This window comes from Actinacidiphila sp. bgisy160 (assembly GCF_965342435.1).
Taxonomy (GTDB): domain Bacteria; phylum Actinomycetota; class Actinomycetes; order Streptomycetales; family Streptomycetaceae; genus Actinacidiphila.
On sequence record NZ_CBDRCM010000051.1, the window covers coordinates 17,523 to 31,678 of the forward strand.

At 72.5% G+C, this 14,156-nt stretch carries 13 protein-coding genes and 1 pseudogene; 5 read left to right on the top strand and 9 right to left on the bottom strand.

Features of this window, described 5'->3' with window-relative positions:
* Positions 1-71 precede the first annotated feature (71 nt).
* The gene (locus tag ACRWNP_RS29555; RefSeq protein ID WP_431966697.1) at positions 72-1,601 is read left to right on the top strand and encodes a dienelactone hydrolase family protein; all 1,530 of its coding nucleotides are present in this window, start codon (positions 72-74) and stop codon (positions 1,599-1,601) included.
* 105 nt (positions 1,602-1,706) lie between these two features.
* Here the strand turns inward: ACRWNP_RS29555 and ACRWNP_RS29560 are convergent, their stop codons facing one another.
* From ACRWNP_RS29560 to ACRWNP_RS29585, 6 genes are all read right to left on the bottom strand, one after another.
* Positions 1,707-2,288, bottom strand: coding sequence for a hypothetical protein (locus tag ACRWNP_RS29560; protein ID WP_431966699.1), 582 nt, complete (start codon positions 2,286-2,288; stop codon positions 1,707-1,709).
* Positions 2,289-2,372: 84 nt separating this feature from the next.
* The gene (locus tag ACRWNP_RS29565; RefSeq protein WP_431966701.1) at positions 2,373-4,316 is read right to left on the bottom strand and encodes an amino acid transporter; all 1,944 of its coding nucleotides are present in this window, start codon (positions 4,314-4,316) and stop codon (positions 2,373-2,375) included.
* Between the two features lie 166 nt (positions 4,317-4,482).
* Positions 4,483-5,550, bottom strand: coding sequence for a zinc-binding dehydrogenase (locus tag ACRWNP_RS29570; RefSeq protein WP_431966703.1), 1,068 nt, complete (start codon positions 5,548-5,550; stop codon positions 4,483-4,485).
* A 175-nt stretch (positions 5,551-5,725) separates the two neighbouring features.
* The gene (locus ACRWNP_RS29575; RefSeq protein ID WP_431966705.1) at positions 5,726-6,133 is read right to left on the bottom strand and encodes a hypothetical protein; all 408 of its coding nucleotides are present in this window, start codon (positions 6,131-6,133) and stop codon (positions 5,726-5,728) included.
* Between the two features lie 124 nt (positions 6,134-6,257).
* Positions 6,258-7,193, bottom strand: a complete 936-nt coding sequence (locus ACRWNP_RS29580) for a Gmad2 immunoglobulin-like domain-containing protein (RefSeq protein WP_431966707.1) — start codon at positions 7,191-7,193, stop codon at positions 6,258-6,260.
* A 69-nt stretch (positions 7,194-7,262) separates the two neighbouring features.
* On the bottom strand, positions 7,263-8,003 hold the full coding sequence (locus tag ACRWNP_RS29585; RefSeq protein ID WP_431966709.1) for a class I SAM-dependent methyltransferase: 741 nt from the start codon (positions 8,001-8,003) through the stop codon (positions 7,263-7,265).
* 156 nt (positions 8,004-8,159) lie between these two features.
* Here ACRWNP_RS29585 and tnpA point away from each other — a divergent pair, with 156 nt between their 5' ends.
* The gene (tnpA, locus tag ACRWNP_RS29590; RefSeq protein WP_431966776.1) at positions 8,160-8,582 is read left to right on the top strand and encodes an IS200/IS605 family transposase; all 423 of its coding nucleotides are present in this window, start codon (positions 8,160-8,162) and stop codon (positions 8,580-8,582) included.
* The gene (locus ACRWNP_RS29595) at positions 8,579-9,787 is read left to right on the top strand and encodes an RNA-guided endonuclease InsQ/TnpB family protein (RefSeq protein ID WP_431966711.1); all 1,209 of its coding nucleotides are present in this window, start codon (positions 8,579-8,581) and stop codon (positions 9,785-9,787) included. The genes tnpA and ACRWNP_RS29595 overlap by 4 nt, the downstream gene beginning before the upstream one ends.
* 538 nt (positions 9,788-10,325) lie before the next feature.
* Here ACRWNP_RS29595 and ppk2 read toward each other — a convergent pair.
* Positions 10,326-11,189 carry a polyphosphate kinase 2 gene (gene ppk2, locus ACRWNP_RS29600; protein WP_431966713.1) on the bottom strand — a complete coding sequence of 288 codons (864 nt, stop codon included), beginning with the start codon at positions 11,187-11,189 and terminating at the stop codon, positions 10,326-10,328.
* A 66-nt stretch (positions 11,190-11,255) separates the two neighbouring features.
* Positions 11,256-12,035: a hypothetical protein gene (locus ACRWNP_RS29605; RefSeq protein WP_431966715.1), complete on the bottom strand. Its 780-nt coding sequence runs from the start codon at positions 12,033-12,035 to the stop codon at positions 11,256-11,258.
* 397 nt (positions 12,036-12,432) lie between these two features.
* Between ACRWNP_RS29605 and ACRWNP_RS29610 the strand changes: the two genes are divergently transcribed.
* A complete protein-coding gene (locus ACRWNP_RS29610) occupies positions 12,433-13,404 on the top strand; it encodes an aldo/keto reductase (protein ID WP_431966717.1) in 972 nt (323 codons plus the stop codon).
* A 57-nt stretch (positions 13,405-13,461) separates the two neighbouring features.
* Here the strand turns inward: ACRWNP_RS29610 and ACRWNP_RS29615 are convergent, their stop codons facing one another.
* Complete coding sequence (locus tag ACRWNP_RS29615; RefSeq protein WP_431966719.1) at positions 13,462-13,755, bottom strand: BBE domain-containing protein; 294 nt, start codon at positions 13,753-13,755, stop codon at positions 13,462-13,464.
* Between the two features lie 110 nt (positions 13,756-13,865).
* Between ACRWNP_RS29615 and ACRWNP_RS29620 the strand changes: the two are divergent.
* A pseudogene (locus ACRWNP_RS29620) lies at positions 13,866-14,058 on the top strand (hypothetical protein); the annotation flags it as partial.
* Positions 14,059-14,156: the final 98 nt, after the last annotated feature.

Here is a 14,156-nt window from a genome sequence, read left to right on the forward strand (position 1 = left end):
TTCCTACCGTACCGGCAAGCGCGGGCGGCCGGGACGGCCGCTTCGCGGACCGACGCGTGCGGGAGGCACACATGACCGTGTTCGTACTCGTTCCCGAGGCCCACACGGGCGGCTGGGTGTGGGAGGACGTCGCCGGCCGGCTGCGGGAGTCGGGCGCCGGCGCCCACCCGGTGACCCTCACCGGCATGGCCGGCTCCCGCCGCCCGGCCGGGCCCGGCACCGACCTGGAGACCCACGTCGAGGACGTCCTGCGCGTCGTCGACGGTGCCGGCTCCCGGGACGCCGCGGACGTGGTGCTCGTCGGCCACGGCTACGGCATCCACCCGGTGCTCGCCGCGGCCGACCGGCGGCCCGGACGCATCGCCCGCGTCGTCCACCTGGACGCGGGCCTTCCGCGGGACGGCGACCCGCCGCTGAAGCTGGTGCCCGACCAGGATCTGCGCGCCCGGCTCTCGGCCGAGACCGCCCGCGGCGACGACGAGTGGGGCATCGCCCCGCCGACGCCAGGGGCGTGGGACCGGTGGGGCAGTACGTCCGGAGTGCCCGCCGGGGCGCTCGCGCGGCTCGCCGCCGACGCCGCACCCCAACCGGCCGGGACGCTCACCGCGCCGCTGCGCCTGTCGGGGGCTGCCGCCGCACTGCCGACCACCGGTGTCCTGTGTACGGGCAACGGAACGAGCATCGCCGCGGTGGAGGGGCTGGTGGGCCTGGGGCACCCCGAGCTCCAGGCGCTGACCGACCCCCGCGTCACCTTCTTCGAACTCGCCACCGGCCACTGGCCGATGCTCTCCACCCCCGGCGAGCTCGCCGGGGTCCTGCTGAAGGCCGCCGCCGGGGAGGGCCACCGGATCACCGCCACGGGCGAACCGCCGGCGCACCTGCGGCCGTTCCTCCTCGACGTGCCCGAACGGCCCCGTGAGCGCTTCGGGCGCACCGACCTGTACCTGCCGGAACCCGCCGACGGCGGCGGAGCCCGGCCGGCCGTGGTGTTCGTCCACGGCGGCCCGGTGCCGGCCGGCGCGCGGCCGACCCCGCGCGACTGGCCGGCCTTCGCCGGCTACGGCCGCCTCGCGGCAGCACGCGGAGCAGTCGGTGCGACCGTCGACCACCGGCTGCACGAACTGGGCGACTTCCCGCGCGCGGCCGAGGACCTCGCCGAGGCGGTGGAGGTGGTCCGCGCCGATCCGCGGGTCGACGCCGACCGCGTCGCGCTGTGGTTCTTCTCCGCCGGCGGGCTGCTGTCCGCGGACTGGCTGGCGGCGCCCCCGAGGTGGCTGCGTTGCGTGGCGGCAACCTACCCCGTCCTCGCGCCACTGCCCAACTGGGGTCTGAACGCCTCCCGTTTCCGGCCCGCGGCCGCGGCCGCGGTGCACGGCGCGGGCGCGCTGCCGATCGTCCTGACCCGGGTGGGGCGGGAGCGGACGGAGATCGCGGCGACGGTCGAGGAGTTCCTGTCCGCCGCCAAGGACGCGGGGGCGGACGTGGAGGTCGTCGACCTCCCCGACGGCACCCACGGCTTCGAGACGACCGACCACGGCGGGGAGGCGCGCCGCGCCGTGGAGCGCGCGATGCGCACCGTCCTCGGGCACCTGCGGGGCTGAGGTTTCCACCCGGGCGGGCAGCCGCGACGGCGGTACGGCCGGCACGGGGCAGGCCGCGCGACCCCGTGCCGACGACCAGCAGGTCCTCGCTGCGGGCGGCCGCCTTCACAACCACGTACCCGGCGGGCCCGCGCCCGGTCCCGGCACGGAAGCCCGGCATCCCGGGTGGGGCCGTGATGCCATCGATCCGCTCACCAGCCGCCCCAGCACCTCGGCCCCCTCGCGGAGGTTGCCGGCGGTGGGGAAGCACCGCGCGCCCGCCTCCAGGCGGTGCCACAGCAGCGGATTCGCCTCCAGGACGCGGGGGTCGAGCTCCAGCCACCGGCCGTGCGCGTCCCACGGGACCAGATGCCGCGACACACCGGGGGATTGGCGGACGACGGTCAGCGCGTCGGTCCGCACCCGCCGCTCCCGCAGCGGGCCGCACACCGCCAGCCATCCGTCGCCCGCGGTCACCCGGGCCGGGTGGAGCAGCGCGAGCACGATCACGGCCAGGACCAGCCACAGTGCCGCGCGCCGCGGGGTGAGCGTGCCCGCGACCGCGTCCAGCGGCACCGCCAGGCACAGGAAAGCGAGCGCGCTACCCAGCGCGCGCCGCAGATCCGCACGCCAGTGGCGGTCACCGACCGTGCCCTGCTGTCCGGGCCGGGGAGCCGTTCGCCGTTCCGTGGGGCCGACCGTAGGCACGGCCGGGCCCGCAGGGCGCGGCTCTGACGACCCTTGACGAGGGCCGGTCCGGACTTTTGCGCCTCCCTGACGTGCCGGGGGGGCTCAGCCGACGTGGACGCGCGGCCTGCGGCCGCGGTCGGGCTCCGCCTCGCGCAGCACCTCCCGGGTGACCGGGGCGACCTCGCCCTGCCCGAAGAGGAAGAAGCGCAGGAAGTTGGCGAACGGGGTGCCCTCGGTCCACTCGAAGTAGATGTGCGGCCGCTGCCCGGTGCTGTCGCGGACGTGCAGGAGGAACGCCGCCAGCGCGTTCGGGATGGAGGAGCTCTCCAGGGTCAGGACGCGGTAGCGGTCGTGGAGGACCTCGCCGCGGACCACCAGGCCCGCCTCGAACTCGGACGGGTCGGAGACGGTGACCTCGACGAAGACGAAGTCCTCCTCGGCCGGCAGGTCGTTGTCGGACCGGATCTGCTTGATCTTGTCGCGGTACTCCGCGACGTCCCGCCGGTCGGGCTCGTTGGCGATGAAGCGGATCGTGCGGTGGGAGATGTCACGTACGAAGCGCTCGGCCATGGCGTCCATGCTGATGCCGGTGATGCGCAGTTCGAAGGCGCGGGCGAGCCGCGACAGCAGGGAGATCAGCATGATGCCGACGATGAAGCAGGCACCGATCTTCACGCCGTCCGGGCGCTCGAAGACGTTGACGACCGTGGTGTAGAGGAAGACCGCCGAGATCACCCCGAAGACGATCGTCCAGTTGCGCTGCCCCGCCTTGCGGGCGGCGATGGTCACGGCGATCGCCGCGGAGGAGATCAGCACCAGGACGCCGGTCGCGTACGCGCCGCCCTGGGCGTCGACGTTGGCGTCGAAGATCCACGTGACCAGGAACGCGACGAGGGTGAAGACCAGCACCATCGGCCGCACCGCGCGCGCCCAGTGCGGCGCCATGCCGTAGCGCGGCAGGTAGCGCGGCATGAGGTTGAGGAGCCCGGCCATCGCCGAGGCGCCGGCGAACCACAGGATGCAGATCGTCGACACGTCGTAGACGGTGCCGAAGGCATTGCCCAGGTACTCGTGCGCGAGGTAGGCCAGCGCGCGGCCGTTGGCCTTGCCGCCGGCCTCGAACTCGTTGGCCGGGATCAGCAGCGTGGTGATGAAGCTGGTCGTGATCAGGAAGCAGCTCATGATCACGGCGGCCGTGGTCAGCAGTTTCTTCGTGTCCCGGATCCGCCCGGCGGGACGCTCCTCGGTGTCGGAGGGGTCGCCCTTGACGTGCGGCATCACCGCCACACCGGTCTCGAATCCGGACAGGCCCAGCGCGAGCTTCGGGAAGACCAGCAGCGCCACCCCGACCATCACCAGGACGTTGCCGTGCTGCGTGGCCAGGGCGCTCGACCAGTCGGTGACCACGTGCCCGGCCGTGGCCACGTGCCACAGACCGACGACCACGACGACCGCGTTGAGCGCCAGGTAGATGCCCACGAGGGCGACCGCGACACCGATCGCCTCCAGGAAGCCCTTCATGAATACCGCGCCGAGCAGTGCGACCAGCAGCAGCGTGATGACCATCTGCTTCCCCTGCAGCGCGTTCGTCAGGTGCGGGTTCTCCACCAGGTGGGTCGAGGCGTCGGCCGCCGACAGCGTGATCGTGATGAGGAAGTCCGTCGCCGCGAAGCCCAGCAGCGTCAGGACGAAGAGCTTGCCCTTCCAGAACGACAGGAGCCGCTCCAGCATGGCGATCGAGCCCTCGCCGCGGGGGCTCTCCTCAGCCACCCGGCGGTACACGGGCAGTGCGCCGGCCAGCGTGACGATCACCAGCACGATCGTGGCCACCGGCGACAGCAGACCGGCCGCCAGCGCCGCGATGCCGGGCTGGTAGCCGAGGGTGGAGAAATAGTCGACACCCGTCAGGCACATCACGCGCCACCAGCGCTGGCCGTGGTCGTGCCGCTCCGGGACCGCCTGTCCGCCCTGCTGGTGCCGGGCCATGTCGGAGAGGCCCTCGAGCATCCACGCGCGCAGGCGACTCGTAGGGACGGGGGAGGTCATCGGTGCTCCTGACGTAACTGCCACTGGTTCCCGCCACCACGAGATGGCCTGGTCAGCGTACGCATCGGTCAGCGCCCGACTCTCCGTACCGCCGCTTCACGCCGTTAAGATTCCGTCAAGAGTCGCCGTTTTGTCCCGTAGGCGTCCTTTATGCCGACCGGTTCGGTCAGAACGTGGGCACCAGGGCGTCATGGTGCGGTCCGCCCAGGACGACTTTGAGCGCGCCGGTGTCGGCCGCCGCCGCGAAGACGTCGTAGGCCTCCGCCATTTCGTGCAGCTCGAAGGTGTGCGTGACGAACGCGCCGATGGGCAGTTTCCGGGCTTCCAGCAGGCGCAGCAGGGTGGGCGTGGAGTAGGTGTCGACCAGGCCCGTGGTGATGGTGACGTTGCGGTTCCACAGCTGCTCCAGGTGGAGCGTGACGGGCCCGCCGTGCACCCCCGCGTTCGCCACCCGGCCGCCGGGCCGGACCATCCGCGTGGACATCTCGAAGGTCTCCGGAAGCCCCACGGCCTCGATCACCACGTCCGCGCCGAGCCCGCCCGTGAGGTCGTCGACCAGCTGCTCGGGCTGCTCGGCCGCCGCGACCACGGCGTCCGCGCCCAGGTTCTTCGCCGCCTGCAGGCGGGCCGCCGCCACGTCGACGGCGATCACGGTGTGCGGGGAGCACAGCTGGGCCGTCGCGATGGCGGCCAGGCCGATCGGGCCGCAGCCGACCACGGCGACCGTGTCCCCGGGCCGGACGCCGCCGTTGAGGACGCCGACCTCGTAGGCGGTGGGGAAGATGTCGGAGAGCAGGACGGCGTCGTGCCCGGTCACGTTGTGCGGCAGCGCGTGCAGCGAGGTGTCGGCGTACGGCACGCGCACGTACTCCGCCTGCGTACCGTCGATCAGGTGCCCGAGCACCCAGCCGCCGCCGTCCAGGCACTGGCCGTAGACCTGCTCACGGCAGAACCGGCAGCGTCCGCAGCCGGAGACGCAACTGACCAGCACCCGGTCGCCGGGCTGGACGGTGTCCACGTCCGCTCCGGTCTCGACGACCTCGCCCACCGCCTCGTGACCGAGCACCGTACCGGGGGCGACGTCCGGCACGTCGCCCTTGAGGATGTGCAGATCGGTGCCGCAGATCGCGACAGTGTCGACGCGGACGATGGCGTCCCTCGTGTCCTGGAGGACCGGATCGGCCACCTCCTGCCAGGCGGCCCGTCCCGGACCCTGGAAGACCCATGCCTTCATGGCGTTCCGCTCCTTCGGACTGAGGCGTGTTCCCCCTCTCCAGAGTGGGCGCGGCCGGCGGCCCTCGCATCCGGCGCCCGGGCCGCCCTCCACGCGCGGTTCGGCGTCGAATCGAAGCGCGCGTCGACGACGCGCTCGACGGACCGCACCAGGGAGCGGTCCCCGAGCAGCCCGCTCAGGGTGACGCCCCCTCGTCGACCTCGACCGCCACGGACGGCCACGAACGCCACGCGCCGGGGAAGAGCCGGGCGGCCACATGCTCCCGGACGTCGCGGGCGATGTCCTCGTCGGACCGCAGGAAGCCCTTCGGCGACTCGTCCTGGCTGACCATGCCCTTGAGCATGCCCCGGGCGCCGACCACCGGCAGCCGCTTGACCTGGGACGCGCCATGGCACGGGCCGGCCGGCCGGGCGAGCGACGCGGCACCGCGCACCGTGACCGAGGGCGCGGTCATCAACCGCTCGTCGGTGAGCGCGGCGCCCACCGGGGGCGGCTCGCCCTCGCGGCGCTCCTCCTTGCGCAGCAGGCCGGCCTCCGAGACGACGCCCACGACGCGCGGCGGGTGACCGTGACGACTCCGCACGCCATCACGTCGCCCACCGTCATCGGCTGCCGGACGGCGCTCATCGCGGCCCGGACCCGGGACGAGCCCCCTGCTTCCGGTCCCTGCCGGTGCGGCGGCGGGCGCACGGCCCCGCCGGGCCCGCTCACCCCGCGAGCGTGAGCGGCACCGTGTCGAGGACGACCCGGCGGCCGTCCTCGGCGGACAGGACGTACGCGGTGAGGGTGCCCGGCCCGTCGGCCGCGCGGTAGGGCACGGTCACGTCGAACGTGCCCCGGGTGCCGCTGCCCGAGGTGGCCGCCACCCGTACGTCGGCGATCGTGCGGCCGGTGCTGTCGGAGATCCGCAGCCGGAACTCCGCCTCGAAGGTGTTCGCCGTGCCGCGCACGCGCAGCGGGGCGGTGACGGTGTCGCCGAGAAGCGGCGATTCCACGAGGACAGCGGGGGACAGATCCTCGAAGTCGGCGCGGCCGAGGGGACGGCCCGTGGCCGCCGTGCCGAGTGCGGCCGGCGGCCGGCCGTCCACGAGCAAGCGCACCTTGTCCACGCCGGGGAACCCCGTCGCGGTGAACACCACCTGGGCGAGCCGTGTTTCCACGAACGTGGCGGAGGCGTCGTCGTAGCGCCCCGAGACGTCGACGGTGGCGACGCGGTCACGTACGGCCAGCGACCGCAGCACCGTCCCCGACGGGACCGCGGTGGCCCGGCCCTGACCGCGCTCGAAGCCGTTCGGGCCCGCGAGCAGGGCCCGCAGCGCCGCGGCGACGGTCGCCGGGCCGGTGACCGTGCGCGGCGCCGCCGACAGCTTCCCCTCGTGCAGGAAGTAGACGGCCGCGCGGACCCGGCGGGGCGTCGCCGCGGCAGACGCCGACACAGGCGCGGACGCCGACACGGACGCCGACGCGGAGGCGGCCGGGTCCGGCGACCTGCCGTCCGGCGTGGCGACCGGTGCGCCGGTCCGGGACGGCGCACCGGAGGCCTCCCGGCCGGACCCGCCGCAGGCGGACAGCAGCACCAGGGACAACAGCGCGGCGGCGAGCGCCCGCGCCGGGCGTGCGGCGCAGAGCCGGGCACCATCCATGTGAATCCTCCCCTCCGGTATGCGCACAGAGTGCCCGCTTCCGCCCCCGCACGCCATCACCCGGGAGGGTCACCCGCGCGGCGCCCGGAACAACGCCGCCCAGAGGAAGTCCTCGCCGAAGCACGCCGATTCCACGGGCTCGTCGCGCATGCGGCGCAACTCGACCTCCGTCAGACCGGAGAAGATCCAGCGCAGCGCCTCCGGGGTGTAGGCCAGGCCGCCGTGCAGCCGGGACTCGCGGTAGAACTCCGCGTCGGAGAGCTCGGACCCCATCGCACCGGCCGCGAAGCACGTCAGCACCAGATGCCCGCCGGGCGCCAGGACCTCGTCCAGCAGCGCGAGGTAGCTGATCCGCCGGTGCGGCGGCAGATGGTGGAAGCAGCCCGAGTCGTGGACCAGGTCGTACGGGCCGCGCAGCGTGGTCGCGGCCAGGGTGAAGGCGTCACCGCGATGGAAGCGGATGCCCGCCCCCGTCCCGCGGGCCCGCTCCTGCGCCCAGGCGATCGCGGTGGGGGACAGGTCGACCGCGTCCACGGTGAACCCCCCCCGTGCGGCCAGGTACCGCGCGTTGCGCCCCGGACCGCACCCGAGGTCGAGGACCCGGCCACCCGGCGCGATCAGGCCCCGGTCGAGCCACTCCACAAGGTTCTCGTCGGGCTTGTCCACGAAGAACGGCACCGGCCGGGACCGGTCCGCGTAGAACGCGTCCCACCAGTCGGCCGCTCCTTCCGTCCAGCGGTCGGCTCCGGCAGCGAACAGGTCGTCCAGGAGCTTCAGCACGTCGTCGACGTCGCGGATACCACGGTCCATCAGGACCTAGCCAGGGGACGCCCCGTTTTAGCGGGGTGGGGAATGGCTTCTGGGCCCTGCTCTGGCCTCAACTGGGTGTACGGATCGGCACTGTTCACCTGAGTCCACCTTTCTGCTGCACTAGACCTGCGGCGCGTGTATAGTGATCGTGTGACCGTGGCCAGGAAGGTTCGCCGATTCTCCGGCGGCGTGTACGACCTCGGGCTCCACGTCGTGTGGTGCCCGAAGTACCGCCGTCCGGTCCTCGGCGGCCGGGTCGCGGAACGACTGGAGGAACTGATCCGGCAGAAGGCGGACGAACGCGGGTGGGAGATCATCGCCCTTGAGGTGATGCCCGACCAGGTGCACCTGTTCGTCAAGCACGACCCGAAGTCGTCGGCCTCGTACGTGGCGAACCAGTTCAAGGGCTTCACCTCTGGCGTGCTGCGCGAGGAGTTCGCGCACCTGAAGTCGCGGATGCCCACACTGTGGTCGTCGTCGTACTTCGCGGCCTCGGTCGGCGCCGTGTCGGCGGCCACGGTCGAGAAGTACATCAACACCCAGTGGGAGCGCCCTGGGAAGAAGGGGGACGGCTCGTGATCCGCGCGTACACGTTCCTCCTGCGCCCCACGGCCCGTCAGAGGGCAGCGCTCGGTGAGATGCTGCGGGACCACTGCTCCCTTTACAACGGTGCGCTGCAAGAGCGCCGGGACGCCTACCGGCACACCTCGAGGACCAGTGTCCGGTACGGTGACCAGTCCGCCCAGCTCAAGGAGATCCGCGCGTTCGACCCTGAGCGGCAGGGCCGCTGGTCGTTCTCCTCCCAGCAAGCCACCCTGCGCCGCCTGGACAAGGCGTTCCAGGCGTTCTTCCGCCGCGTCAAGGCCGGGCAGACGCCGGGCTACCCGCGTTTCAAGGGCGTCGGGCACTTCGACACCGTCACCTTCCCCAAGGACGGCGACGGCTGCCGCTGGGACTCCACCCCCCACGGCTCGCAGACCCGCGTCCGCCTGCAAGGCGTCGGGCATGTCCGTGTGCACCAGCACCGGCCCGTGCGCGGCCGGGTCAAGACCATCTCGGTGAAGCGGGAGGGCAACCGTTGGTACGTCGTCTTGTCCTGCGACGACGTGCCCGTCGAGGAACTGCCGCCGACCGGGGCGGTCGTCGGTATCGACATGGGTGTCGCCCACTTCCTGACCACCTCGGACGGCGAACACGTCACCAACCCGCGTTTCCTCCAGGCGATGGCCGGCGAACTGGCCGAAGCGCAGCGGCACCTGGCGACGTTCCCCAAGCGGTCCCGGCAGCGCGTCAAGCGCCACCGCGCCGCCGCCCGGAAGGTCGCCAAGCTGCACGGCAAGATCCGGCGGCAGCGCGCCGACTTCCACCACAAGACCGCCCGTACGCTGATCGCCGGCCACGACGTGATTGCGCACGAGCGGCTCAACACGGCGGGTATGACCAAGAGCCCCGCACCCAAGGCCGACCCTGAGCAGCCCGGCAGCTTCCTGCCGAACGGTGCTGCCGCGAAGGCCGGGCTCAACCGCAGTATCCTCGATGCGGGTTGGGCGCAGTTCCTCGGAATCCTGGCGAACAAGGCTGAGAGTGCCGGTCGCCTGGTGGTTGCGGTGGACGCGCGCAACACCTCCCGCACGTGCCCCGAGTGCGGGCATGTCGCGAAGGAGAACCGCGCCACCCAAGCGACGTTCGCATGCACGGCGTGCGGGTTCGCGGCGAACGCGGACCACGTCGGCGCGGCGAACGTCCTCAACCGGGCCGGGCTGGCCCTCTGCGCGGCGGCTTAGCCACCGACGCAGGAAGCCCGCGCGTTTACGCGTGGGTGGAGTCACCAGATCCCCTTTCCCGATGAGACGCTAGGGCCCGCAGCCCCGAAAGCCCAGCTCAGCAGCGTTGCCCCAACTCACATGTACGCCCGTCTCCCCCGCTCCCGCGCCACCCCCCGCCCGCCCCGTCCGCACCCCGCCCCCGAGCCCACCCCCACCCCCACCGGGCCCCACCGCGACCCCTTTCCCGGGCACGCCGGGCACGGTTTTCCGACGGATCTCCCGAACGCGCTCACACGGAGTTCTCGCGGATCAACTCGAGCCAGATCGAGGGACAGCACTCCGCCCCGCCCGGCCTCCGGGCCCCGGACCGCCTCGACCACACGATCGACGCACGCGTACATCCGGTCGCAGGGCCGGCCTGAGGGCCCGGGGTGAGGAGGGGGTGCCGCGGCAGGCCCCACTCGCGCGGGGCGGTCCTGTCGCGTTCCGGGATGGCGCAGCGCCCGGCGGCGTCGATGCGTTCGCGGGAACGCGGGGAGATGGAACGCGGGGAGATTCAAGATCGCTTGCCGGCGTTCGGGCGGCGGCCCGGAGCAGCCGGGGGCAGTCCCTGGTGCAGGGTCGCCGCGTGGTCGGGGACGTAGGTCTGGAGGTCGCGGGGTGGGCGCTGGTAGCCGGTCGACGCGGGGCGGGGCGGGAGTTCGATCGCCGGGAGCGGGACCTCCTCGTAGGGGATGCTCGACAAGAGGTGGGCGATCATGTTGATGCGGGCAGCGCGCTTGTCGTCACTGCCGACGACGTACCAGGGGGCCTCGGGGATGTCGGTGTGCACGAACATGTCGTCCTTGGCGCGCGAGTACGCCTCCCAGCGGGTGATGGACTCCAGGTCCATCCCCGACAGTTTCCAGCGGCGGGTCGGGTCCTCCAGGCGGGCCCGGAAACGCTGCTCCTGGACGGCGTCGCTGACGGAGAACCAGTACTTGCGCAGGATGATGCCGTCCTCGATCAGCAGCCGCTCGAAGATCGGGCACTGGTGCAGGAAGCGCACGTGCTCCTCGGGGGTGCAAAAGCCCATCACGTGCTCCACGCCGGCGCGGTTGTACCAGCTCCGGTCGAACAGCACGATCTCCCCGCCGGCCGGCAGATGATCGATGTAGCGCTGGAAGTACCACTGGGTGCGCTCGCGTTCGGTCGGCGCGGGGAGCGCCGCGATGCGCGCGATGCGCGGGTTGAGGTGCTCCGTCACCCGCTTGATCGTGCTGCCCTTGCCGGCCGCGTCGCGTCCCTCGAAGATGACGACGAGTCTGCGCCCGCCGGCCCGGACCCACTCCTGAAGCTTCACCAACTCGATCTGCAGCCGCAGCAGTTCCCGCTCGTACACGCCCCGCGGCAGGCGCTCCTGCCGCTTCCTGTGACCCATGCCCCGATGCCCTCGCCTCCGTAGGACGCCCACGGTACGGCGCCCGAGGCGGGCTCCGGGGGAGGCTCAGCCGAGCGGGCCGGTGCCGCCCGGGGCGCCGACGGCGTGACCGGGGGCGGCCGCCGGGAACGGGAGCCAGGGGCCGGGGCCGTGAGGGGGGTGCGGGACGGCCGCGAAGGGGGGCAGCACCTCGGCGTCCGCGCGCTCCGGGGCGGTCCGCGGGGGCTTGGCCGCCTCGGCGGCCGGGGACGCCGGCGTGTACGGGGCGCCGGTCGTGGGGGCCGCGGTCGGAGTAGGGGCGGTCGCCGGCGGTGTGGGTTCTGGTGTGTGCGTCGGGGTCGGGGTCGGCGTGGGTGTGGGCGTGGGTGTGGGCGTGGGCGTCGACGGCGGGGTGGAGGGCGCCGGGGCGCCGGTGTGGGTCGGCTTCGGCGTCGGCTTCGGGGTCGGCATGCTCGCGGGGGGCTTCGGGTGGACCGGCTTGGTGGGGGCCGGCTTCGCCGGGTTCGGCTTCTCCTTGGCCTTGGCCTTTGTCTCGGCCTTGGCTGGAGTCGACCGGTTCGAGGCCGTCGGGCTGGTGCTCTTCTTCTCCTTCGCCTCCGGGGCCGCGTCGCGGTGTCCGCGGTCGGCCTCGACCAGGCCACGCTCCGGCTGCTCGGACGCGCTCGGCACGATCGAGGTGACGTGGACCTTGGAGGAGCCGGACGAGCGGTCCGCCCCGGAGGCGTCCGAGCCGGACTGCTGGAGTGCCCATGCGGTTCCGCCGAAGGCCGCGGCGGAGGCGACAGCCGCGGCGGACAGCTTGAGCCGCAGGGAACGTCCGCGGCGGTGCTTGGCCTGGTTGCGCATGTGAGACGAGGACCCTTTCAGCTAGCCCCCGCCCGGAATGCCGGCTGCCGCGCTGCGCGGCCGGGGCCGGTTACGTCAGGGACTCTGCGCGAGCATTCCCGCCTGCGCAAGGGCCTGACCTGCGCAGTCGTCGGAAGCGGAGTACATGATTCCGAAAAGCCGCAGGTCAAAGCCATGATGAACCGCGCAAATCGGGGCATGTGACATCGCCCACGTCGCTCACGGGACGGAAGTCCCGCAGTGGTATACGGAGGTCGTTCGGCCTGATTACGTACAATGCGGATGGATCCCGCCGTGTGTCCGACCGGCGCCGTCGACGCGAAGATCCACTGGCTTGCATACTCGGGAGTGCCGTTCGGCAATCGAGGCCACCACATCAGCACGCGGAGGCATGGACGTGGAGTACACGAAACTCGGCAGCACCGGTCTTGACGTCTCCCGGATCTGCCTGGGCTGCATGAGCTACGGCGCACCAGACCGTGGCAACCATCCGTGGACCCTGGACGAGGACGCCGCCCGCCCCCTCATCCGCGGCGCCGTCGAGGCCGGCGTCACGTTCTTCGACACCGCCAACGTCTACTCCGACGGCACCAGCGAGGAGATCGTCGGCCGGGCCCTGGCCGAGTACGCGCCCCGCGAGGAGATCGTGCTGGCCACGAAGGTGCACGGCCGCATGCGGCCCGGACCGAACGGGGCGGGCCTGTCCCGCAAGGCCGTGCTCACCGAGATCGACGCGAGCCTGCGCCGCCTCGGGACGGACTACGTGGACCTGTACATCGTGCACCGCTGGGACCCGCACACCCCGGTCGAGGAGACGATGGAGGCCCTGCACGACGTGGTGAAGTCGGGCAAGGCGCGGTACATCGGGGCGTCCTCCATGTACGCCTGGCAGTTCTCCAAGGCCCAGTACACGGCGGAGCGCCACGGCTGGACGAAGTTCGTCAGCATGCAGAACCACTACAACCTCCTCCACCGCGAGGAGGAGCGCGAGATGCTGCCGCTCTGCGCGGACCAGGGCGTCGGCGTCACCCCGTGGAGCCCGCTCGCCCGGGGGCGGCTGACCCGTGACTGGGACGCCGGCAGTGCCCGTCAGGCCACCGACGAGTTCGGCGGCACCCTCTACCTCGAGGAGGACCGCGTGATCGTCGAGGCCGTCGCGGCCATCGCGGCCCGGCGCGGTCTGTCGCGGGCGCAGATCGCCCTGGCGTGGCTGCTGGGCAGGCCCGGGGTCACGGCGCCGATCGTCGGCGTCGGCAAGGAGGCACATCTGGAGGACGCCGTCGCCGCGCTGGACGTGCGCCTCACCGAGGAGGAGCTGAAGGAGCTGGAGAGCCCGTACCGGCCGCACTCCGTCGTCGGCTTCTCCTGAGCCGCCGGGTCCGGGTCCGGGTCCGTGGCTGCGCGGCGGCCACGGACCCGGCCGCCGTCACGGCGCGACGTTCTGGTTGAGGTGGAACAGGTTCCCGGGGTCGTACGTCCGCCTGACCTCGACCAGCCGGTCGTATGGCCAGCCACACGGACTGCTTCGCTCGATCCATGGCGAGCGTGCAGGCGCGAAAGAATCGCGTGGGACCAATCCGCCACCGATGATCCCGCACCCCCCACGCCCACCCGCGCCCCTCCCGATGCCGTGACCCTGACGCTGTCCGGCCAGGGACCCCGCAGCGGCCCCACAGGGCAAATCCCTCCCATCAGGCGGTAGGACACACGGCGGGGACAAGTGAGTGCTTGGGTTGAGAAGTGCAGGACAAGGCAGCCATGGAGCCGGTTGGAGAGTGTGCCGGGGAGGCTGCGGGAGCCTGGGCAGAGGCAGTTGACAAGATCGTGGCTATGAATGGCACTCCTGTCACCCCGCCACGGCCACTCGATGTTGCCGCGGTTTTTCCTCAACTGGCCCCGCTGGCACGCACGGCGACCCGATTGCATCCCCGACCCGGGGGCACCGACGTGGTGGGACAGCTCGGTCGGCGGGCCACTCCTGTGGCTCGCCGACGAGCCGTGGCCCCACTGCGAGGGCCCGCATGTCGTGGACGGGGTGAACCCGGCCCTGTCCCCAGCGGATGTACGGCTGGAACGCGGCTACAGGCAGCAGCTGTACGTCTGCCCGGCGGCACCCGAGCA